This is a genomic window from Cytobacillus sp. Bac17, assembly GCF_024519925.1.
Classification (GTDB): domain Bacteria; phylum Bacillota; class Bacilli; order Bacillales; family Cytobacillaceae; genus Cytobacillus; species Cytobacillus pseudoceanisediminis.
The window spans coordinates 71,091-92,171 of sequence record NZ_JALJRC010000007.1 but is presented as its reverse complement, the minus strand read 5'-3'; the positions used below and the strand labels follow the sequence as shown (position 1 = coordinate 92,171).

Below are 21,081 nucleotides of genomic sequence, written 5' to 3'. Positions count from 1 at the left end.
AGGCGACTGCCCAGGGACGACAGGCATAAGACGGTTCCTGTAAGAAGGCGTTATTCCTTCTGAAAGGAAATGGCTTATGACCCCGAGTCCCTAGGAGCCGGAGCTAGACAAGCTTGTGACCCTGAGGGGGTAGGCTGCTTGCGCTAGACGGTTCTTGAAGTTCAAAGTATAATACTTTGTTATTTTACAAAAAAATCATGCGGTCAATGTGCCGCATGGTTTTTTGTTTTCATCAATACTATTTCACTAACGTTTCCTTCTAAATCAGAAATGAATTCGATGGAATATTTATCTGCCAGGTAGGTGGAAATGGTTTTACCTGACAGCACCTCTTCCCTTACTTCAAGAGGAGTGCCAAACATAGCAGTAATCTCGTCAATGAAAGTTCTCACCCGCTGTCCAGGAATAGAAATTGCGGTTACATTTCCGGTTTCCCGTTCAAAATAATAGCTGATTTCAGGGTACATGACAAAAGGGCTTCCATTTTCAAACCCTTCCTTAATATAATTTGGATCTGACTTCTTAATTTCAGATATGTTTGTGCCAATTGGATAAGGGCTTCCGAGCGGAATTCCCTGTTTGGCTTTTTCAATGGCATCCACGCTGAGTGCCAGGTTTTTAAAAGGATAGTATAGGGCTTCCTCTTTTAACCACAGATTCATCCAGTCGATATCAGAATGATCTTCTTTGTTCAGCTCTATTCGGTCATGCAGGCTCATCGAAAGGGTTTCTTCATTAAATAGCCATGTTGAAATAACCCATCTATCATTCTTATTTTGGGCAGTTTGAAGATACTTCTGATTAATATTTTTTATTTTCGCTTTGGAGGAAGTGACCACTTCTTTTTCTGTATTGATTTTAAGCACTTCTCCATCTTTAATCGCCAGCAGCTGGCCCTTAACCGCATTTTCCCCCTTGGACTGAAAAATCGAAATGATGGTTTTATTCCTCATTTTCTGAGTGTAAACCTGCTCCTTCGAAGGGTTAAATGACAATTCAGCACTGTTATTCAAAGCTTCCTGTCTATAAGCCTCTTTCGACCCTTTCTCAGCCAGGTAAACTGAGTAATGTCCTGTAAAATAAGAATCGCCTTTCTTCCCTTTCGCACTGTCCTCTTCCAGAATGGTTCTTCTTTCATCTTCAGCATATAGATAAACTGTATATTTCATTTTTCCATCTGTTGCGTCCACCTGGAATAGTGACTTGCCTTCAAGCCAAACAGTATCTTTTTTCTCTTTCCCGACCTCTTGTACAGCTGATGTATTCTGTTCAGCTTCCACTTTATCTTCTTTTTCAAATTTTATTTCTTCTGTATTTAAAGATGCATTTATTTCATTTGAACATCCTGCTATAACGGATGACAGCATGGCAATCATGATCATATTTATTAAATTTTTCATTATATTCTCCCTAATGTTATAAAAACATTTCCATTTAAAGTCAAATGTTACAATTACGTTTCAACTAATTAAGTGTAACAAATAGGGATCGTTTCTACAAACCTATCAATATGCTCATTTTTTTACAAAAACAAGGGTTTCCTCCCGTTTCCTTTATATATGACTCTTCTCCTGCTTTACTTACACGGTTGAATAAAACGCCATATGCCCTATTTATCAGCGTTTTACAGTAAGAGACAAGAGGCCCCGGAATAGTTTCCGGAGCCTAATGCTTATATTTCTGCTGGTGCCGATGCATGTTTTTCGGTCAATAGACTTACAGATACGTATGCAGCAAGTGACAAAGCAATAGGCAATACGACTGTATTCATGCCTAATGCATTTGGATAAAAAGTATGGAATAAAATATACGAAGCAGTTCCGGTTATCATCGAGGCCACAGCCCCATATCTATTTCCCTTAGCCCAATATAGGCCCAGCACAACTGGCCATATGAATGCTGTTTCCAGTCCCCCAAAAGAAAAGAGATTCAGCCAGATCAGCAAATCGGGCGGACTGAGAGCCATGATGCAAACCAGAATTCCAAGCAGGGCTGTAACCGCAAAACTCAGTTTCTTTATGGCAGCTTCTTTGGCATCAGGCTTAATGTAATTAATATAGACATCTTTCACAATCGCCGAGCTGACCAGGAGGAGCAGGGAATCCACTGTTGACATGATGGCAGCCATCGGTGCAGCCAGTACAATTCCCGCAAGCCATGGAGGAAGAACTTCCATGGCAATCAACGGCATAACTTTATCTCCCACTTCAATCCCCGGAAGAATAGGACGGGCAAATACGCCAATTAAATGCATGCCAAGCATGATAAAGCCGACTACTATTGTTCCGATTATAATGGCCCTGTGCATGGCTCTGGCATTTTTATATGACATGGCCCTCACTGCGACCTGAGGAAGGCCTACAACTCCAACTCCCACCAGAATCCAGAATGAGGATACATATAAAGGAGTCAATCCGCCATCAAAGCCAAACGGTGTAATCAGATTCGGATTTTCTGAAGACAGGTCGCTGATAATATTCGGTATTCCTCCACCTGCCACAATAACAGCAACCAGAAGGATCATGGTGCCGATGAACATGATTCCGCCTTGGACAGCATCCGTTACGGCAACAGCACGGAAGCCGCCGATGACCACGTAGACCATAACAGAAGCCGCAAAAATGAATAAAGCAGACAAATAGCTTAATCCTGTCAGTGACTCAATTAATCTTGCTCCGCCAACCCATTGGGCAGCCATGGCAGAAAAAAGGAAAATAATGATGCTGAGAGAGGATAGCCAGACAACCCATCTGCTGTTATATCGTTCTTTTAGAAAATCGATGAGCGTCACAGCATTATACTTTCTTGCTGTGATGGCAAACTTTTTCCCCAGCACCATGAGAACGAAATAACCTGTGACAACCTGTGACATCGCAAGCAGCACCCAGCCAAGCCCCTGTGTGTAAGCAACGCCGGGACCTCCAATGAAACTGCTGGCACTTCCGTAGGTTGCAATCATCGTCATAGCCAGAATAAAACCGCCAAGCTGCCTTCCCCCAAGAAAATAATCCTGCAGGAACGAACTCCCGGTATCAATCTTTCTGCTGGACCATAAGCCTACGAGAAAAATAATAATTAAAAAGATGAGAAGAGGAAAAATTACCTGCCAATTCATTCAGATTCTCCCCCTTCCCCGTTTTCTTCAAACGGCACTTCTTTAAACAGGAACTTAACAGCTGCTGTTACCAGAATCACCATTACGGCAAATCCTGCTGCGCAGCTCCAGAAAAACCAGGCAGGCAACCCCCAAATATATGTATACTCACCAGCAGGCCCAGACCCCATCCCATAGGCAAACCCATACCACCATACAAAATTGAAGAGCACCAGACCAATGCCAATCCACGCCTCTCTCTCTGCGATTTTAAAGCGCGGATCTTTTTTATGTACGCCTTTCTTCATTATGTCCCCCTTCAGAGCTTTATTATAGTAACGTACCATAAAATACAGAATATTCCCTGAATATAATCCCACTTATGTATATTTTCTGCAACAAAAAAAGCAGATTGCTCTGCCTTTTTGATATTATTTTAAAATTTCACTTTAAGCAAGCTAGGATCTTAACGATTGTCAATTGTCTCCGGGTAAAGGTCATGGTTCATTAAACGGTATTCTGCCATTTTTTCATATTTCGTCCCCGGCTTGCCGTAGTTGCAATACGGATCAATGGAGATTCCGCCACGTGGCGTAAATTTGCCCCAAACCTCAATATAGCGCGGGTCCATTAATTCAATAAGGTCGTTCATAATGATGTTCATGCAGTCTTCATGGAAATCTCCATGATTTCTAAAGCTGAAAAGATATAGCTTTAATGACTTGCTCTCTACCATTTTCTGATCCGGAATATAGCTGATATAGATGGTCGCAAAATCCGGCTGTCCTGTTTTCGGGCAAAGACTCGTAAACTCAGGGCAATTAAACTTTACAAAATAATCGCGGTTTGGATGCTTATTGTCAAAAGCCTCCAGAATATCAGGCGAGTATTCAAAAAGATATTTTGTACCCTGATTTCCCAATAGCGTAATATCCGTTAATTCCTCATCTTTTCTTCCTGACATAAAAAAGCCTCCCTTTATACGATCCCGCTGATCCTAAGAAGAGGTCCAAAAAGTACAGCTTAAAAAATAAAAACCATATCCTCTTATGGATATGGTTGATTATTATAATCAAAGCCATAGTTTTTTATAGAGGGTGAAGCTATGAACCTCTCCCGCTCACACGGGAATATTCGAAATATAATTGTCATTGTTACTATAGAGAAAAAGCCTGTTTCTGTCAATAGGGGCTTCTTTATCTGGTTTTCATTTATTCTTCTATAGTATAATTACGTTAATTTTCTTAGAAAGGTGACATGTTATGTGGAATGAGTTTAAAAAATTTGCCCTGAAGGGAAATGTGCTTGATTTGGCTGTCGGGGTTGTTATCGGAGCTGCCTTCGGAAAGATTGTATCTTCTCTTGTAGATGATATCATCATGCCGCTTGTTGGATTGCTGATGGGCGGAGTAAACTTTACGAATCTGATGGTAAAAGTTGGAGGAGCTGAGGTCAAATACGGTTTATTCATACAGAATGTGGTTGATTTCTTCATCGTGGCATTCTCTATTTTCATCTTTATCAGGATTATCAACAATCGTTTTAAAAAGAAAGAAGAAGCAACACCTGCACCAGCTGTGGATAAAAACGTTGAGCTATTAACGGAGATAAGAGACCTTTTAAAAACCAATAAATGATGAAACTTATATAATAGTTCTGACGTATATACATATACAAATGATTTTAGGGGAGAAATGAAACAAATGTATGTACAGCAAACCGCAAATAATAGTTATTTGCCTTCTGTTTTACGGGCATTCGCCTTATCATTGGGTATTGCTTTTATCGGAACGATGGCGGGTGTTTTCGTCCCTCCAGCCCTGTTTTTGCCGCTCATGATTCTTGAACTCGGAATGCTGCTTTTCGCTTTCCTGCTTCGCCGCAAAAAGGCCATCGGGTATCCATTCCTTTATGTATTTACATTTATTTCAGGGATGACGACCTATCCGATTGTTGCCCATTACCTGGCTGCCATTGGCCCGAACCCCGTACTGGTCGCACTTGCAGCGACAACGGTTGTGTTTACAGGCCTGGCTGTATACGCTACGACAACCAAGCGGGATTTATCTTTTCTTGGCGGCATGCTGATGGCAGCATTGCTTGCCCTTATTGCAATCTCTATTTTCAGCATCTTCTGGCCGTTAAGCTCTAACGCGATGCTGGCATTCTCCTTCATCGGAGTGCTTGTATTCAGCGGATATGTGCTATTCGATTTCAACCGCATGAAGCATTATGGAGTTTCACCGGAAGAAGTGCCTTTAATGGCTCTTAACCTATACCTTGATTTTATTAACCTGTTCATTAATATTCTTCGTATTTTTGGAATTTTGGGGAGCAGGGACTAAACAGGAGTGCGAACTCCTGTTTTTTTATGTGCAAGCTTCATTTCTTTATTCCTTCAAAAAGATTAGGTATGATCAGAAGTAAATCCGAAAGGCGGGATAATAATGAATTATATTTTGGAAACCCAAAATCCTGATAAAAATATTACGCTTGAACAGGCCATTAATGGCCAATATACAATGGCTGTTTTCGTCCGCCATCTTGGCTGACCGGTGTGCAGAGAATATCTTGCGCAGTTGCGCGAGCGCATAAGTGAATTGGAAGCCAGAGGTTTTCAAGTCATTGTCATTGCTCCTTCTAAAGGAACATTCATCAATCAATTCCTTGAGCAATTCGGCCCGTTCCCTTTTCCAATCCTTGGCGATCCATCCCGGGAAGCTTATAGAGGAATGGGACATAAAACAATGCCAAAGTGGAAGCTCCTTTCAAAAGCAGCATTTGGATTTATAACAGGAAAAGTGAAGGGGTTTGTCCCTGATAATGAAAAACAGAAGGAATTTGTCATGAAATCCATGAAGACCCAGAATGTCTACATTCAAGGCGGGACATGGCTTTTCTCGCCACAGGGAAAGATTTTATGGAAGCATATTGATGAATCCCCTAAAAATCACGCAAAGATTGCTGATGTTTTAAAGAAAATGGACGAAGTTAAAGCTTGAAAGGCAGTCAATTACTTGGCTGCCTTTCCTTTTGTTAACTCCCATATTTCACGCAAAACCGGCATCTCTTCCATTTCCTTCTCCGTTACAAGATCCCATTGAATCCCGTTTGGTTTTGGATATGGCGTGTTGGTTTTGATCAGTTCCTTTTCAGTGGCAATCCAGTCGATAGTCAGATCATATGGATCCCTCGGGATATCTGCCTCTATCACCTGAGCGCTATTCACTGTTCCAATTACAGGGATTTCTGGATTTCCCAGCTCTCTGATTATCGCATATTCACGGTCGGCATAGCCCTCCCCTTTTCCGACACGCCGCCCATCCCGGTGAAGGCCCACTGATCCGGCAAAAAACAAATCAATTTTTGGCAATTCGGTGAGAGGAACTTCTTTACCATATGAGTGGATATGCTTAAGGCTCGCTGCTTTTCGCTCCTCCCCGGCTGGGACCCATTCCGGCTTTACCATAATAAATCCTGCTTTCAGCCTTGGAGTTGGAACCAGCAATGTCTTTCCATCTTTCAAAATTTGTGCACGGACCGGCAGCTGCGGAGAATCAGGATTTACCTTAATTACCTTAGCTTCTTTATATTCAGGCATAGTAAAAACAAATGCAGCCGCTTTTTCAGCTCCTTTGAAATTGGGGATTCTATTTTTTAAAGGAAACGGAAAGCGTCCAAGCTTGTTCTCCTCGAGAAAATTCCATATGTACTCACGGATTTCTTTCTTCGTATTCATTGCGTTTCACTTCCTTTCTTTTATTTTATCCATAAGGGATAAAACTGAATAGAAAAAGAAATAGGTTTTAAGTCAAGATCTCGTGGTAAACAAATAATGCAAGGCCAATAACAAAACAGAAGGGACTGGTTGACGATGAAAAGCGTAACAGCGACTTCAAGGTTCGTCATTGGCATTGCAAGAAACCAGGGAGGGTTTGCAGAGCGTTCGAAAGGCACTCTCGTCTATAACCGATATATTTAAGATCGGTTCGGCCCTATGCAATTCATAATCCTCAGGTTGTCCGTCATCGGACTTAAAAAAGGTGCAGACCAATCGGTTTGCATCTTTTTTAATGCCTTAAATCCCCTAAAACCCCTCTTCTTTTCTCCCTATCTGCTAAAAAAATTCCTGATCATTGTTTAGACATGTATTTTTTTCACCATAATGGCAAATAAAAGGAGGTTTCTAGATAAATGTCTGAACATGAACAAAAACAAGAATCAACCATGTCCCGGAGGAGATTCATCCGTAATTCCGGGTTAGTTGCCGGCGGTTTGGTAGGAGGCGGCATTCTTGGCGGCTTAATTGGCGCAAACATGAATAAAGACGGTACAGCAACGGAAGAGAATGCCCATACAAACGGGCATGATCAGGTTGCCTATCAGCAGTCACCTTTATATTTCACAAACCCCGAGATATTCGGAATCCTTCAGGCGGCCGTTGAGAGAATTTATCCAAAGGATGAAAATGGCCCTGGCGCTAATGATTTGGATGTTCCATTTTTTATTGACCACCAGCTTGCGGGCTCATGGGGAAACAATACAAGGGAATATATGCAGGGCCCTTTCTTCCCAGGCTCAAACTTTCAGGGTTACCAGTCCCCTTTAAAACGGCATGAAGTCTTTGATGTCGGCCTTGTTGCCCTGCAGACCTACAGCAATGATAAGTTCAATAAGCCTTTCGCTGAACTGGAGGGTGAACAGCAGGATGAAATCCTTACCGCTTTTGAGGAGGATAAAGTAGAGCTCCGGGGTGTTACTTCCAGGACATTTTTTAATATTCTCCGGGCAGCAACTATTGAAGGCGTTTACGCAGATCCTGCCTATGCCGGAAACAAGAATATGGAAGGCTGGAAAATGAAAGACTTTCCTGGCCATCAGATGAGCTATATCAATCAGATTGAGTCTGAAAAATTTGTGGAAATTGAACCAAATAGCCTCCATTCATATACGAAATAGAACTATCTCTTAAGGAAGTGATAAAAAATGGCTAAAACATTGCCTAAAACAGATGCCGTCATTGTAGGAGTTGGATGGGCCGGCGGAATCATTGCGGCTGAACTAGGGAAACAGGGATTAAAAGTGGTCGGCCTGGAGCGGGGAAAAGAGCGCGGTGTCAAGGACTACTATGTTGTCCATGATGAACTTCGCTATGGAATCCGCTATGAATTAATGCAGGACCTTTCAAAAGAAACGATTACCTTCCGCAACCAGGGGAAAGAAAGAGCTCTTCCGATGCGTCAGCTTGGTTCCTTTTTGCTTGGTGAAGGCTTAGGAGGATCCGGTGTCCACTGGAATGGCCATACTTTCCGCTTTTTGCCTTATGACTTCGAAATTAAATCACAGACGGTTAAAAAATATGGAGAAGCAAAGATTAAGGGGCTTCAAGTTCAGGATTGGGGCATTACATACGATGAATTGGAGCCTTATTTCTATGAATTTGAGAAGGCGGCAGGAATTGGCGGTGAGGAAGGTGAGCTAGGGCCAAAGAGAGCAAATCCATTCCCAAATCCTCCAATGAAGGAAACACCCATTACAGCAAGATTTAAAGAGGCAGCGAAATCATTGGGAATGAAACCTTACCATATGCCATCCGGCAATATGAGCCAGGCATATGAAAACCAATATGGCGCCAAGCTGGCTCCATGTCAGTATTGTGCGTTTTGTGAACGCTTCGGCTGTGAATATGGTGCCAAGGCAGATCCGACCGTTGCCGTCATTCCGTTTGCCAAAGAAACTGGAAATGTGGATATCCGCAACTTTTCGAATGTCACAGAAATTATTCACGACGGCAAAAAAGCAACTGGAGTACGCTATGTGGATGTGCAAACTAAGGAAGAATTCATCCAGCCGGCAGAAATGGTTATTCTGACAAGCTATGTCATGAACAACACCCGCCTGCTGCTGACATCCAAACTGGGGCGTCCATACAATCCTGACACAGGGTCAGGGGTTATTGGAAAGAATTATTGCTACCAGATCCTTCCCGGATCAGCTGGATTTTTTGATGAAGAACAATTTAATACATTCATGGGTGCCGGTGCTCTTGGTGCTACTGTGGATGATTACAATGGAGACAATTTTGACCACTCGGATCTGGGCTTTATCCATGGGGGCTCCATTTCCCTAAACCAATCAGGATACCGTCCGATTCAATATAATATGGTTCCGACTGATACACCGAAATGGGGCAGCAAGTTCAAGGAGAATTCCATTAAGTATTTCACAAGGGCTTTAAGCATTGGGACACAGGGAGCATCCATGCCTGTGCAGCACAATTATATGGACTTAGACCCTTCTTATAAAGATGCCTACGGGCTTCCGCTGTTACGCCTGACATACGATTTCACCGAGCAGGATAAGAATCTTTATAACTATATTGGAAAAATCACCGACAACATCATGAAGGAGATGGGACCATCAAAAATTAATGACCGGCAGCAGCTGGAGCACTATGACATCGTCCCTTATCAGACAACACACAATACCGGCGGCGTGATCATGGGGGCTGAGCCCGAAACATCAGCTGTAAACAACTATCTGCAGATGTGGGATGCAGAAAATGTATTTGTCATTGGCGCATCCGCTTTTCCTCACAACGGAGGGTATAACCCGACAGGAACAGTTGGTGCACTCGCCTACCGTGCTGCTGAAGGAATCATCAAATACAGCAAAGAAGGCGGACTGCTTGCATAAGAAAGGCGGAAGCGCCTTGCCCGCCCCCGAAACCTAAGGGGGCAGGCGCACTTACTCACCTTTTTAAAAATCCACAAAAAGGAGTGAACATCATGGGGCTTTCAAATATCGGAATTCCCGGATTAATTATCATCCTTGTTATTACCTTAATTATCTTTGGTCCTAAAAAGCTTCCGGAAATCGGGTCTGCCTTTGGAAGGACCTTATCAGAATTCAAGAAATCAGCCAGAGAAATTATGAGTGATGATGAGGAACCCGATTCAAAAAAACGTCCAATCGAAACGGCTGACCGGAAGGATAAACCGCTTTAATAGGAGGGTTTAGATTGAAAACGGATGAACAAACCCTTGTAGAGCATTTAACAGATCTAAGAAAAGTGCTGATTCGATCACTGATTTTCTTTATAGCCAGCTTTGCCCTTTGTCTGTTTTTCATCAACAGACTGATCCCTATGCTCGCGAATGATCATGAGCTTGTCATGCTTGGACCGCTGGATGTGATTAAGATGTACACGGGAATTGCAGGAAGCATCAGCCTTGGGCTTTCGCTTCCTTTTATCTCATATCAGGTCTGGCTATTTGTGAGGCCCGCATTAACGGAAAAAGAAAGCAAAGTATCATTGATATTTTTTCCGGCTATTCTCTTCAGCTTTATCGGCGGTCTTTGCTTCGGCTTTTTTATTATATTCCCTGCTATTTATCAGTTTTTAATGCTATTGGGTGAATCACATTTTGCGATGATGATCACTGCCAGGGAATATTTTTCTTTTCTGCTGATGTCGACCATTCCTTTTGGTTTTCTGTTTGAAGTGCCTTTGCTGTTATTGTTTCTGACAACCATCGGCATTGTTACCCCAGCCATGCTCAGCTCGATGCGAAAATACGCTTACTTGATCATGGCTGTTGTATCAGCTCTAATTACACCGCCTGATTTATTTTCACAGATTCTTGTCCTTGTGCCCCTTATCGGGCTATATGAAATTGGCGTTATTATGTCAAAATTAAAATTCAAGAAATTGAAAGCTGTTCAGGAATCTCCATCCAGCGAGATATAAACAAGTTTAGGTTGGCCCCCAAAAGGATATTTAATAAGAAAACGTTCTTTTGGGAGGTCTGTTAAATGAATGAACAGGATCATGTAATCAAACAAGATGGTGAATTGGATACAAAAAATATCAAGAATGTAATGGACAAGATGTCAAATGAAAGGGCCGAAGATATTTTAAGCAATTTCGACGAGTTTAAAAGCTATCTGGCTGAAAGAATCGAGCTTGGCAAAAAGCTGGGATTAAATGAGGAACAGCTTGCGGTAACAGCGGAAAAGGTGGCTGGCTACCTGGCTGAAAATGTGGAGCCAAAAAACCGCGAGGAACAGCTTCTGAAAGAATTATGGAAAGCTGGCAATGATGAAGAAAAGCATAAGCTGGCCCATATGCTTGTACGACTGGCCCAACAGGCTTAATAACAAAGCCGGAATTGCTGTGTATGACAATTCCGGCTTTGTTACTTTTTCAGATTTCTATAAAGATTTATAAACTGGTTTGGCTCAGACTTTACTTGAAAAGAGAATAGCCCTCGATTGGTATGAAGATAGAGAAAACCAATTTCGCAATTGGAAGATCTGTATGACATATCCCAAACTTCATCAAGGAGAAATTTATCCGTTGGCGAAAGGATGTGATCCTCAAATAAATGAAGATAAAGTTCCTTTTCAATGTATTGCTGCTGATTCCAATCGATCTTCCGGCTGACTGTTATAAAAGGATGGGAAGCAATGATCCGCACATGAACCTCCATATAAAAAATGATTTGCTTCCATTGAAACATAATGCGGACAGCGATTCAAATGGCTGCACCTTCCCCTATATATTCCTCCAGCAATATCGCATAATAAGTCAGGTCTACCGGCCTGCCGTCTTTCATTACATGCTGGCGCAAAATTCCTTCATGCTTCATTCCTGATTTCTCCATAATCCTCCATGATCCAGGATTGTCTGTAAAAGCAAGGGCATAAATGCGGTTATGGTTCAGCTCTTCGAATCCATATTTAATAACTGCCCTGGCTGCCTCTGTACCATACCCTTTTCCCCAGAACGGCTTGCCGATCCAATAGCCGATTTCTGCTCTTCTGTTTGCATTAGTACCTGTTATATTGATGAGTCCTATTAAGCTATTATCCTCTTTTTTCGTTATGGCGAAAATCGCAATTTTACCGTTTCTCTCTGCTTCCAGGATGCTTGTAATAAACTCCCTTGCTCCCCCTTCCGGATAGGGATGGGGAATATTTAGTGTTGTTTTGGCCACATCATAATCACTGGCATATTCTTCTACCTTGAGTGCATCGTCAAGGGTAAGACTGCGAAGAATTAGGCGGCTGGTTTCAATTAGGTCCATCTCATTGCCTCCTTTTTTGTTTAACAGCAATATTTCTATTCTTCGAAAGAATATCCTTTATTTTTCCAGAAGATTTTTCAGCTTATCCAGCAACTTATTATTTATATCTAGGTATTTTTAATTAAATATTCCCACACAATTAAGAAAGCACACCACGATTACAGTAGTGTGCCATTATCTTTTAATTATTCAACCGTCACAGCCAGTTCCCTGATTAATAAAGATGGCGAACCAATATAGCCTGTGGCCATGAACCCCATCGAAAATTCCAGATCTGAGCCGATGGCTTCAATATTATTCAATAGCTCATAGAAGTTTCCGGCAATCGTCATTTGGTTTACTGCATTTTGCACTTTACCGTCTTTGACATAATAGCCATTAGCCGCAATGGAGAAGTCCCCTGATACGGTGTTGGCACCGGAATGGAGGCCGGATAATTCGGTTATGATTATGCCCTCTGACAGCGATGATAACAGCTCGTCATAGCCTTGATCAGATGGAATGACAAGAAGGTTCGTTGGAGCTACCGTTAAAGCGCCCTTATAAGAAGCTTTGTAAGCATTGCCCGTCGATTCCACACCATCTTTTTGAGCCGTTTTGCGGTTATGCAACAAGGTAACAAGTCTGCCGTCTTTCACAATATCTTTCCTGGCAGTGGCGACCCCTTCGCTGTCGAAATTTGAGCTTAGCAGACCTTCCTCTAAAAATGGATCATCCACTATATTCAATGACGCTGCCGCAATGATCTCCCCTGTTTTGCCATTTAAAGCCGATTGCCCTTTTTGAGTATTTTCCGCTGAGAAGATAGGGATGTATGTCTGAAGGAGGGCGCTGGCAGCATCATTTCTCAATAATACGGGATATTTCTTGCTTTCAGCACTTCTGGCATTAAGCTGAGATAATGCTTCTTCTACTGCATGCTTGGCAATTTCCTCAGGATTCAAGATGGAAAAGTCTCTCGTAAACTTGGAGTATTCTCCGTTTTTCACTAGATCTCCTTGCTTAACGATAACTGATACATAAATGCCGGCATGATTGTTCTTTTCGCTGAGTTTCAGGCCTTTGCTGTTGAGAAGAACCCTTTCCGTTTCACCGCTTTTCAGCATGAAATAATCAGTCCCGGTTACCCGCTCATCATATGCATAGATGTGCTTTTCTATTTCCTTAAGCAAATTTATTTTTTCAGCGATCGTAACTTCAGCAAGACTGCTTGAATAGTAGCTTCCTGCCTCATACTTTTCGCTGCCGGCAAAGATTTCTTCCTGTACTTCATCTTCAATAAACTGAGAGTTTTCCTTTGCATTCTCGATCAGAAAAGACAGGGAGTCCTCATCCAGTTTCTCCGTAAAAGCATAGCCCATCCTGCCTTCGTAAAGGCCTCGGAAGGAGGTTCCGAATACTTCGGAAGTGTCGTAGGAGTCAATTTCTCCTTTGTAAAGCTCGCAGGCGAACTTTTCCTCCCTCTCATAATAAAGCTCCATGTCTGTAAAACCATGCTGCTCGCCAAGCTGAAATAGTTTTTCCTTAAATTCCTGCACGTTCATATTATTCGCCCCCCTTTGTTCCGCCAACAGTCATTTCGCTTACGCGGATCATCGGCTGGCCAACATTGACAGGGATGCTTCCGCTTTGTGAACCGCACATGCCTGCACCATGGTCCAAATTATTCCCCACCATATCAACCAGCTGGAGAGTTTTCGGGCCATTTCCTATTAAAGTAGCACCTTTTAAAGGTTTGCCGATTTTTCCATCTTTTACAAGGTACGCTTCCATGACGGCAAAATTATAATCGCCAGTTGTTGTATTCACCTGGCCGCCGCCCATGTATTTTGTATAAATTCCGTACTCTGTATTTGAAATGATTTCTTCCGGAGTGGATTTGCCGTTCGCAATATACGTATTGGTCATCCTCGAAGTCGGTGCATAGCGGTAGGACTGCCGTCTTCCCGATCCTGTCGACTCCATGCCCATTCTGCGTCCGCCGAATTTATCAATCAAGTAACCTTTTAAAATCCCATTTTCAATCAGCACATTTTTACGGGCCTTTTCGCCTTCATCATCTATCGTAATTGATCCCCACTCATTGGCAAGCGTGCCGTCATCTACGTATGTAACGACATCTGAGGCCACTTTTTCGCCGATCCGGTTTGCAAAAACGGAGTTATCCTTCGCCACAGATGTAGCTTCAAGGCCATGTCCGCATGCTTCATGGAAAATAACGCCGCCGAATTCATTATCGATGATGACAGGAAATTTCCCACTCGGGCATGGGTCCGCTCCAAGCATCGTAACCGCGATGCGGGAAGCTTCATTGGCATAATGTTCAAGGTTAAGGTTTTCCATGAATTCAAAGCCTTTATGGGCTCCAGGTCCATAGAATCCAGGCTGCATTTGATTTCCTTCTGCAGCAATCGACTGAATGGCAAGGCGGCTTCGCACCCGGCGATCTTCAACAAACTTACCTTCCGAGTTGGCAATCAGCACATTCTGTTCTTCATCCAAATACCTGACCGTAACCTGCTGGATGCTGCTGTGATAGTTTTTGGCAATTTCGGATGCCTTTTTCATCACATCTACTTTGCGGATCTTCTCCACTTCGCGCGGATTCAGAGATATAGGATGTGCTGCCGGAATAATTTCCTTTTGCAGCCGTGCAGGCTGTATGATTTTCTCACCTCTGATCGCCTGGGCAGCATTGCCCGCAGCTTTCAGCAAACCTTCCTTTGATCCATCCGTTGTGTAAGCATAAACACTCTGCAGTCCCTTAAACACGCGAATGCCTATCCCATAATCCCTGCCTGATAAGCTGCTCTCAATTTTCCCGCCCTGAAGTGCAAGGTTATTAGTGAAACGATCCTCAACAAACACTTCCGCAAAATCCCCGCCAGTGGCCAGGGCTGCTGTAATTACATCCTGAATGACTGATCGTGAAAGCATAAAAACCCTCCTTCTTTCTAACTTTTCAAACTATTCTAATCATATCGTACTGATCTCTATTTTAGTATGATTTTTTCCTTTTTTGACCAATAAGGAGGATGATTACGCCTCGGTCTGGAGACTTAAATGGGTTATTGGCAAGTTCGGATTTCTATTTGTACGGGGCTTGGTCTATTTGAAGGTTTATTTATTTATTTATTTATTTATTTATTTATTTATTTGCTAGGTTTGGTGCTCTATTTGCAATTTCGTTATTTATTTGCAAGTTGAGCCGCTTTGTTTGCAATTTCACTTATTTATTTGCAAGTTCAGCCGCTTTATTTGCAATTTCGTTTATTTATTTGCAAGTTCAACTACTTTATTTGCAGCTTCACCATTATTTGTTAGTTATGTCGCTCTATTTGCCGCCTCACTAATTTATTTGCCAAATCAACTGCTTTATTTGCAATTTCACTAATTTATTTGCAAATTGAGCTACTTTATTTGCAAAGCTGTTTTCCACACAAAAAAAAGCGCCACATCCATGGCACTTTCTTTATAAGACCCCGGAAAACAGCCGGGCGAAGGATTCCTTCGATCTTTCCGCCAATCCGCGTTTATAATACTGGACGGGGCTTATTTTTTCGCTTTCTTCCAGATCCTCCTCATAATGGGCGACAAGATCACGGATGGAGCTTGTACCGTATAGGAAGACGTTGACTTCAAAGTTCAAGTGGAAGCTGCGCATATCCATGTTCGCAGTTCCTATTGAAGCGAGGATTCCGTCAACGATAATGATCTTCTGATGCAAAAAGCCTTTTTTATAGGAATAAATTTCAACGCCATATCGAAGCAGTTCCGCAAAATAGGACCGGCTTGCGTATTGTGTCAGGAAGCTGTCATTGATCTCAGGGACCAGGATGCGCACTTCCACTCCTTTAGCCGCAGCCACCCTTAATGCAGTGCGAATGGATTCATCAGGGACAAAATAAGGTGTGGCAATCCAAATGGATCTGGTCGCGCAGGATATCATTGAATAATATAAATCGCTCATAATTCCCTGCTGTGTGTCGGGTCCGCTGGCCACCACCTGCACGGCACCATCGAGCACATCATCATCTATCGGATATTTTACATTTCTGTATTCCTCCAGCACATCTTCCTTGCTTACATATTCCCAATCCAAGAGAAAGACCGTATGCAGTGTGTACACAGCCTCCCCCTTCAGAAGCATGTGAGTATCCCGCCAGAAACCGATTTTTTCATTTTCGCCCAGGTATTCAACGCCCACATTCAGTCCGCCCACAAAGCCGACTTTCCCGTCTATAACAACTATCTTGCGATGGTTTCTAAAGTTGAATTTCTGATTGAAAAAACCGTACTTCAACGGAGAAAATGGACGTATCTTAATGCCTGCATCCTCCATGGACTGCAAATCCTCCAGTGTAATCCCCATGCTGCCTGCCGCATCAAAAATAAACAGCACCTCCACACCCTGCCTGGCTTTATCCATCAAAATATTGATGATTTCCTTGCCAAGTCTGTCAGAGCGGAAAATATAGTACTCCATATGAATAAACTCTTCTGCTTCATGCAGCTTTTTCTTGATTTCATTAAAAGTCTCTTCGCCATTTTTGAGGATTTTTGCCCTTGAATTTGTGCTTAGGGGAGTCAGTGCTACATTATTGGCGAATTTTGCAAAGCAGTGCTGGCTGTCCTGCAGGAATGATATATCTGGCGTGTCTTCTCTTTTCATCAGCTTCTTCCATTCATCCCTGTCTCTGCTTCTTTTGCTTTTAAACAGGTGGCCTTTCAAATAAAGCTGTCCGGAAAACAAATAAAACAGATAGCCGGCAACCGGAAAAAATACAAGCACATACATCCACAGCAAGGTCTGGTTAGGGCTGCGATTCTCAAGCATCAAGGAATAGGCGCTGATAAAAATAACAGCTGCATACAGCAGGACAGCACCGATTTTTATTGGCGAACCGGCATCCGTGAAAAATATCGTATACACAGATGCAATCAGAATAAAAACAAATAGGGATTCCACTCTTCTTTTTTTCATAGCCCACTTCTCCAAATCTAAAAAAGGTTACAATATGTATGTTTCCTTATACCCTTTTTGATGCCCTGTAGAAACCAGGCAACCTTAGCTTTTCCCATTTTCAGGAGAAGAAAGCATGATCCGGAAAAAAAGAAGAGCCTTGCTGATAACGCAAAACTCCATGGCTATTGTCCGCCTCCGGTATAATGATTATCACCCATCGTATAATTCGTGCTTTCCCCCGGTTTATCACTTGGGCTGATTCCTTTTTGGATCGTATTATTTATCTTTTTCCTTCTTCGGTCGATCCCATAAGCGAAGGCCAGAGTCGCGATAATTAAACCAAACAGCACTCCCATTCTGCATCCCCCTTTTTATATGTATATTCAATAGGAGTAACCCATTGCTTACTATTCGGGGCGGGAGTCATTTTCCCTTTTTAAAAAGAGAGCTATTCTTCATAGCTCTCTTAAAACTACTTCCTCATATTCTCCTGGTCCTTCAAACGGTTTTGCTGATCCGGCTTACGCTCCTGATCTTTCAATGACTGTTCTTGTTTCTGCGCGGAATTCTGCCCTTTTACAATATCCTTTAAGTCCTTACTGTTTTCCTGAGACATTCCAATCCCTCCTGTACTTTTTTTATCCTGTTCCCTTATATAAGCAGAAAAAAACTTTTCTTAGAAAAATGTTAAAGGAGTTTGTCCTGTTAACTAGAATCTAAGGGTTAGGAAAAATAAAGGAGTGTCCAGGATGGAAATTAGGCTTCTGCGTCCGGATGATGCTGAAATTTACAAAGAGATTAGATTGGAAGGGTTAAAAAAGAATCCGGAAGCATTTGGTTCAAGCTATGAGGAGGAAGCCGGGAGGCCTCCTGAAGTGTATGGTGAAAGATTTAAGGGGGATAACTCCTTTCACTTCGGCGCATTTGAAAATGGAAAACTTATAGGTGTAGTCAGTTTAGTACGAGAAACCGGATTGAAAGTAAATCATCGGTCCAATATTTATGCGATGTACGTTACAGAGTCATGGCGTCAGAATGGCGTTGGCAAGTGCCTGGTGGGCAAAGCTGTGGAAAAGGCACGCTCATGGGATGGGGTTGAACAAATCCACCTGGCTGTAATGTCTGAAAATATTCCTGCTAAAAAGCTATATGCTTCTTTTGGCTTCGAGGTTTACGGAAAGGAGAGGCACGCTCTTAAGATTGACGGAAAGTACTATGATGAAGACCTGATGGCACTGTTTTTATCATAAAATAAGGCAGCTTCCTGTTTGAGGGGGCTGCCTTATTATCATTGATATTTCTTTACAATTTCCTGCAGCTTCAGGGCCAGCCCCATTTTACCGTCAACTTTCAGACTGCCTGTCATAAATGCCATCGTCGTGTTGAGATCATCTTTTAATAACTTAGAAAAGTTTTTATCTGACAGTTTCAGTGTCACTTCAGGCTCATGGGAAGTACCCTCTTCCACTATGACTTTCCCCTCCTTTAATAAAATCTGGATTGGGCCGCTTTCCTCAAGGTACACCTGAAATACCCGATTTTTCTCATCCTTGATATGAACGGGATCATCGTTCATTTTATCTGCCAGCTGGTATAATTCATCTTTGACTGCCATGGGATGTTCCTCCTTCTTTTATGAATGCCTGCTTAAATTATATTTCAACAGATAAACATAAATTCCTGCCATAAAATGAACGACTATTCATTTCGCATCAAAAGAATAGCACCTTATTGATAAGGCGCTATTCTCACAAATCTTATTTGCTTTTCCCTTTTCCTTTCAAATCAACACCAATGGCAGCACCATTGCGGCTTGAATCTGCCACACCTTTGAAATTTCCTTTGTCCCGGTCGATCAAAATACTTTGGACGTTTCCAATCGTGGTCGGACTCGGACCGAAGCTATGCCCCATCCCTTTTAGCCTATTAATTACTTCTGAAGGAATGCCCTCTTCATAGCGGTAGGAATTCAGGCTATTTGTATAGATTCGCGGTTCTTCAACTGCTGCTTTTAGCTCCATGTCATATTCAATGGCGTAAAGGATCGTCTGCAGTACTGATGTTATAATCGTTGGGCCGCCTGGTGAACCGACAGTCAGGACCGGCTCTCCATCTTCAAAGACAATCGTCGGGGTCATCGAGCTTAAAGGCCGCTTGTTTGGCTGGACTTCATTTGCCCCGCCCGGTACAGCATCAAAATCTGTCAGCTCATTATTCAGCATCAGCCCGTAGCCTGGAACCATGATTCCTGTTCCGAATACCTGTTCAATCGTTGTGGTATATGAGACAACATTTCCCCATCTGTCCGTTACAGAAAAATGAGTGGTCTCACCGTATTGGCGGTCATTCGGCTGTTCAGCTGCTTCATAATTGGCTTCACTGTTCTCATATTTCCAAGGATCTCCCGCTTCCGGGCTTGGATTCACTTCATTCAGGCTGATCAGTTCCTGGCGCTCCTTAATATAATCAGGGTGAAGCAGCCCATTGACTGGGACATTTACAAAGTCTGGATCTCCTGCATATACGGCGCGGTCTGCATAGGCAAGATGCATGGTCTCAGCAAGCAGGTGATATTTCTCCCAGGATTTTAAATCATATTGTGATAGATTAAAATCATCCAGAATCTTCAGCATCTGCAGCAAAAACACTCCGCCAGAGCTTGGGGGCGGCATGCTCGCAATTTCATACCCCTGGTAATCTCCCCAAATAGGCTCATCAATAGTCACTTCATATCCCGCAAGGTCTTCAGGTGTCATGGATCCGCCAAAATCCTGCACCACACCAGCAAGAGCTTCTGCGATTTTCCCATTATAAAAAGCGTCTGTCCCGTCAGCACGTATCATCTTCAGGGTTTTTGCAAGATCCTTCTGTACTAGACGCTCCCCTTCTTCAATAGGTTCGCCCTTAGGCAAAAACACTTTGCCGGCAGCTGTTCTGCCAAGCTTGTCCTGATTATCGGCAATCGCATCGGCTAATACAGAATCTATTGGGAATCCTTTATCTGCCAGCTTAATGGCAGGGCCGATCAGCTGCTGCATAGGGCGTGTTCCCCATTTTTCAAGGGCCGTTTCCAATCCTTTCAATGTGCCGGGCACACCGACTGCCGTACCGCCAGTTGAACGCTCCGCAAATGGAATCGGCTTTCCGTTTTCATCCAGGAACATATCTGGTGCGGCACCTGCTGGAGCGCGTTCACGGCTGTTAATAATGCTGGTTTCTTTCGTTTTGCCATCATAGACCATCATGAAACCACCCCCGCCAATTCCGGACATCATTGGTTCCACAACATTAAGGGCGAATTGGACTGCGACAGCCGCATCAATGGCATTACCGCCATTTTTCAAGACATCTGCCCCAATTTTTGATGCCAGCGGATGGGCTGAAGCCACCATTCCGTCCTTGCCAACATCAACCTGGCTATAGCCGCCATAGCCATCATCAGGCTTCGGCTTTTTCGCCTGCCCGGTTAAAGGCATGGTTCCGGCAACTAGTAAAATACTTAAAAGCATTAGGACACTAGCTTTCAAAACTCTTCTCATATTCATCCTCCTTCAGTTATGTTATACACGTCTAACTTAAGAGGAAGGAAAAGGATTATCAAGGAATAAGAGTTAATATTCTGAAAGTTAAATCTATTTTACTAGATTATTTGATACAAGCTAGGAAGAAATGAGGAGTTTATTTTTTAAAAGCAAGAATTTCTTCAACTCTGCAATCCCCAGCTCTGCAGAGGTTTCAACGTATCCGACAATCTGCTGAAATATAAACACTTCAAGGGGCTTCTCAGCGTCCTTTTTATCGTATTCAAATTCGTTTTAAACAAATGGAAGAAATAAGCTGACTTGTTTGGAAGAAATCTCTTCTAAGTCTGGCAGGTTCAAATTTCATAGGGCCGTAATGTCCAGAGAGCTTTGCATTACACAGGCGAAAAT

General features: G+C 42.8%; 23 protein-coding genes and 1 riboswitch. Of the genes, 9 read left to right on the top strand and 14 right to left on the bottom strand.

Translation table 11 applies throughout. The features are described from left to right. Positions 1–203: 203 nt before the first annotated feature. From NR125_RS11380 to queF, 4 genes are all read right to left on the bottom strand, one after another. A complete protein-coding gene (locus NR125_RS11380) occupies positions 204–1,400 on the bottom strand; it encodes a hypothetical protein (RefSeq protein ID WP_009334929.1) in 1,197 nt (398 codons plus the stop codon). Positions 1,401–1,672: 272 nt separating this feature from the next. Beyond that, the gene (panF, locus tag NR125_RS11375; protein ID WP_009334930.1) at positions 1,673–3,115 is read right to left on the bottom strand and encodes a sodium/pantothenate symporter; all 1,443 of its coding nucleotides are present in this window, start codon (positions 3,113–3,115) and stop codon (positions 1,673–1,675) included. Next, a complete protein-coding gene (locus NR125_RS11370) occupies positions 3,112–3,402 on the bottom strand; it encodes a YhdT family protein (RefSeq protein ID WP_009334931.1) in 291 nt (96 codons plus the stop codon). The genes panF and NR125_RS11370 overlap by 4 nt, the downstream gene beginning before the upstream one ends. Positions 3,403–3,560: 158 nt before the next feature. Further along, on the bottom strand, positions 3,561–4,058 hold the full coding sequence (queF, locus tag NR125_RS11365) for a preQ(1) synthase (protein ID WP_009334932.1): 498 nt from the start codon (positions 4,056–4,058) through the stop codon (positions 3,561–3,563). Between the two features lie 110 nt (positions 4,059–4,168). Beyond that, a riboswitch (PreQ1 riboswitch) is annotated at positions 4,169–4,214 on the bottom strand. Between the two features lie 142 nt (positions 4,215–4,356). Here queF and mscL point away from each other — a divergent pair. The 3 genes from mscL to NR125_RS11350 all read left to right on the top strand — a co-directional run bounded on the left by mscL (position 4,357) and on the right by NR125_RS11350 (position 6,096). Then, positions 4,357–4,731: a large conductance mechanosensitive channel protein MscL gene (gene mscL / locus NR125_RS11360; protein ID WP_009334933.1), complete on the top strand. Its 375-nt coding sequence runs from the start codon at positions 4,357–4,359 to the stop codon at positions 4,729–4,731. 66 nt (positions 4,732–4,797) lie between these two features. After that, positions 4,798–5,439, top strand: a complete 642-nt coding sequence (locus tag NR125_RS11355) for a Bax inhibitor-1/YccA family protein (RefSeq protein WP_009334934.1) — start codon at positions 4,798–4,800, stop codon at positions 5,437–5,439. Positions 5,440–5,649: 210 nt separating this feature from the next. Further along, positions 5,650–6,096: an AhpC/TSA family protein gene (locus NR125_RS11350; protein WP_256815354.1), complete on the top strand. Its 447-nt coding sequence runs from the start codon at positions 5,650–5,652 to the stop codon at positions 6,094–6,096. Positions 6,097–6,107: 11 nt separating this feature from the next. Here the strand turns inward: NR125_RS11350 and NR125_RS11345 are convergent, their stop codons facing one another. Further along, positions 6,108–6,833 (bottom strand): 5-formyltetrahydrofolate cyclo-ligase, encoded by a 726-nt coding sequence (locus NR125_RS11345; protein ID WP_009334936.1) that lies wholly within the window; start codon positions 6,831–6,833, stop codon positions 6,108–6,110. 455 nt (positions 6,834–7,288) lie between these two features. Here NR125_RS11345 and NR125_RS11340 point away from each other — a divergent pair, with 455 nt between their 5' ends. The 5 genes from NR125_RS11340 (at position 7,289) to NR125_RS11320 (ending at position 11,251) form a co-directional block, all read left to right on the top strand. Beyond that, positions 7,289–8,053 carry a gluconate 2-dehydrogenase subunit 3 family protein gene (locus NR125_RS11340; protein ID WP_009334937.1) on the top strand — a complete coding sequence of 255 codons (765 nt, stop codon included), beginning with the start codon at positions 7,289–7,291 and terminating at the stop codon, positions 8,051–8,053. 27 nt (positions 8,054–8,080) lie between these two features. Continuing rightward, positions 8,081–9,790: a GMC family oxidoreductase gene (locus NR125_RS11335; RefSeq protein ID WP_009334938.1), complete on the top strand. Its 1,710-nt coding sequence runs from the start codon at positions 8,081–8,083 to the stop codon at positions 9,788–9,790. 92 nt (positions 9,791–9,882) lie between these two features. Then, a complete protein-coding gene (gene tatA / locus NR125_RS11330) occupies positions 9,883–10,101 on the top strand; it encodes a twin-arginine translocase TatA/TatE family subunit (RefSeq protein WP_009334939.1) in 219 nt (72 codons plus the stop codon). 14 nt (positions 10,102–10,115) lie between these two features. Continuing rightward, positions 10,116–10,844, top strand: coding sequence for a twin-arginine translocase subunit TatC (gene tatC, locus NR125_RS11325; protein WP_071155844.1), 729 nt, complete (start codon positions 10,116–10,118; stop codon positions 10,842–10,844). 65 nt (positions 10,845–10,909) lie between these two features. Beyond that, a complete protein-coding gene (locus NR125_RS11320) occupies positions 10,910–11,251 on the top strand; it encodes a DUF3243 domain-containing protein (RefSeq protein WP_071155842.1) in 342 nt (113 codons plus the stop codon). Positions 11,252–11,292: 41 nt separating this feature from the next. Here NR125_RS11320 and NR125_RS11315 read toward each other — a convergent pair whose 3' ends face one another. The 7 genes from NR125_RS11315 to NR125_RS11285 form a co-directional block, all read right to left on the bottom strand. Next, positions 11,293–11,616 (bottom strand): hypothetical protein, encoded by a 324-nt coding sequence (locus NR125_RS11315; protein ID WP_019380285.1) that lies wholly within the window; start codon positions 11,614–11,616, stop codon positions 11,293–11,295. Between the two features lie 15 nt (positions 11,617–11,631). Continuing rightward, the gene (locus tag NR125_RS11310; RefSeq protein ID WP_071155840.1) at positions 11,632–12,183 is read right to left on the bottom strand and encodes a GNAT family N-acetyltransferase; all 552 of its coding nucleotides are present in this window, start codon (positions 12,181–12,183) and stop codon (positions 11,632–11,634) included. 185 nt (positions 12,184–12,368) lie between these two features. Continuing rightward, positions 12,369–13,727: a TldD/PmbA family protein gene (locus tag NR125_RS11305; protein WP_071155838.1), complete on the bottom strand. Its 1,359-nt coding sequence runs from the start codon at positions 13,725–13,727 to the stop codon at positions 12,369–12,371. A 1-nt stretch (position 13,728) separates the two neighbouring features. Next, positions 13,729–15,120, bottom strand: coding sequence for a TldD/PmbA family protein (locus tag NR125_RS11300; RefSeq protein WP_071155836.1), 1,392 nt, complete (start codon positions 15,118–15,120; stop codon positions 13,729–13,731). 535 nt (positions 15,121–15,655) lie between these two features. After that, positions 15,656–17,167, bottom strand: a complete 1,512-nt coding sequence (cls, locus tag NR125_RS11295; RefSeq protein ID WP_071155834.1) for a cardiolipin synthase — start codon at positions 17,165–17,167, stop codon at positions 15,656–15,658. Positions 17,168–17,331: 164 nt separating this feature from the next. After that, positions 17,332–17,505: a hypothetical protein gene (locus NR125_RS11290; protein ID WP_009334947.1), complete on the bottom strand. Its 174-nt coding sequence runs from the start codon at positions 17,503–17,505 to the stop codon at positions 17,332–17,334. Positions 17,506–17,621: 116 nt separating this feature from the next. Next, the gene (locus tag NR125_RS11285) at positions 17,622–17,765 is read right to left on the bottom strand and encodes a hypothetical protein (protein ID WP_019382565.1); all 144 of its coding nucleotides are present in this window, start codon (positions 17,763–17,765) and stop codon (positions 17,622–17,624) included. A gap of 133 nt (positions 17,766–17,898) precedes the next feature. On the opposite strand from NR125_RS11285, the gene NR125_RS11280 reads away from it, so the two are divergent. Next, on the top strand, positions 17,899–18,399 hold the full coding sequence (locus tag NR125_RS11280; protein WP_009334948.1) for a GNAT family N-acetyltransferase: 501 nt from the start codon (positions 17,899–17,901) through the stop codon (positions 18,397–18,399). Between the two features lie 38 nt (positions 18,400–18,437). Here the strand turns inward: NR125_RS11280 and NR125_RS11275 are convergent, their stop codons facing one another. Beyond that, complete coding sequence (locus tag NR125_RS11275; RefSeq protein WP_071155832.1) at positions 18,438–18,764, bottom strand: SCP2 sterol-binding domain-containing protein; 327 nt, start codon at positions 18,762–18,764, stop codon at positions 18,438–18,440. Positions 18,765–18,906: 142 nt separating this feature from the next. After that, positions 18,907–20,688, bottom strand: coding sequence for a gamma-glutamyltransferase (ggt, locus tag NR125_RS11270; RefSeq protein ID WP_256815352.1), 1,782 nt, complete (start codon positions 20,686–20,688; stop codon positions 18,907–18,909). Positions 20,689–21,081 lie beyond the last annotated feature (393 nt).

Coding starts and splice junctions, on each gene's coding strand:
- NR125_RS11355 (WP_009334934.1), top strand. CDS start 4,798: ATGTATGTACAGCAAACCGCAAATAATAGTTATTTGCCTTCTGTTTTA.
- NR125_RS11275 (WP_071155832.1), bottom strand. CDS start 18,764: ATGGCAGTCAAAGATGAATTATACCAGCTGGCAGATAAAATGAACGAT.
- NR125_RS11280 (WP_009334948.1), top strand. CDS start 17,899: ATGGAAATTAGGCTTCTGCGTCCGGATGATGCTGAAATTTACAAAGAG.
- NR125_RS11285 (WP_019382565.1), bottom strand. CDS start 17,765: ATGTCTCAGGAAAACAGTAAGGACTTAAAGGATATTGTAAAAGGGCAG.
- NR125_RS11335 (WP_009334938.1), top strand. CDS start 8,081: ATGGCTAAAACATTGCCTAAAACAGATGCCGTCATTGTAGGAGTTGGA.
- cls (WP_071155834.1), bottom strand. CDS start 17,167: ATGAAAAAAAGAAGAGTGGAATCCCTATTTGTTTTTATTCTGATTGCA.
- NR125_RS11345 (WP_009334936.1), bottom strand. CDS start 6,833: ATGAATACGAAGAAAGAAATCCGTGAGTACATATGGAATTTTCTCGAG.
- NR125_RS11380 (WP_009334929.1), bottom strand. CDS start 1,400: ATGAAAAATTTAATAAATATGATCATGATTGCCATGCTGTCATCCGTT.
- NR125_RS11290 (WP_009334947.1), bottom strand. CDS start 17,505: ATGGGAGTGCTGTTTGGTTTAATTATCGCGACTCTGGCCTTCGCTTAT.
- NR125_RS11340 (WP_009334937.1), top strand. CDS start 7,289: ATGTCTGAACATGAACAAAAACAAGAATCAACCATGTCCCGGAGGAGA.
- ggt (WP_256815352.1), bottom strand. CDS start 20,688: ATGAGAAGAGTTTTGAAAGCTAGTGTCCTAATGCTTTTAAGTATTTTA.
- mscL (WP_009334933.1), top strand. CDS start 4,357: ATGTGGAATGAGTTTAAAAAATTTGCCCTGAAGGGAAATGTGCTTGAT.
- queF (WP_009334932.1), bottom strand. CDS start 4,058: ATGTCAGGAAGAAAAGATGAGGAATTAACGGATATTACGCTATTGGGA.
- NR125_RS11300 (WP_071155836.1), bottom strand. CDS start 15,120: ATGCTTTCACGATCAGTCATTCAGGATGTAATTACAGCAGCCCTGGCC.
- NR125_RS11370 (WP_009334931.1), bottom strand. CDS start 3,402: ATGAAGAAAGGCGTACATAAAAAAGATCCGCGCTTTAAAATCGCAGAG.
- NR125_RS11305 (WP_071155838.1), bottom strand. CDS start 13,727: ATGAACGTGCAGGAATTTAAGGAAAAACTATTTCAGCTTGGCGAGCAG.
- NR125_RS11310 (WP_071155840.1), bottom strand. CDS start 12,183: ATGGACCTAATTGAAACCAGCCGCCTAATTCTTCGCAGTCTTACCCTT.
- NR125_RS11320 (WP_071155842.1), top strand. CDS start 10,910: ATGAATGAACAGGATCATGTAATCAAACAAGATGGTGAATTGGATACA.
- tatA (WP_009334939.1), top strand. CDS start 9,883: ATGGGGCTTTCAAATATCGGAATTCCCGGATTAATTATCATCCTTGTT.
- NR125_RS11315 (WP_019380285.1), bottom strand. CDS start 11,616: ATGTTTCAATGGAAGCAAATCATTTTTTATATGGAGGTTCATGTGCGG.
- panF (WP_009334930.1), bottom strand. CDS start 3,115: ATGAATTGGCAGGTAATTTTTCCTCTTCTCATCTTTTTAATTATTATT.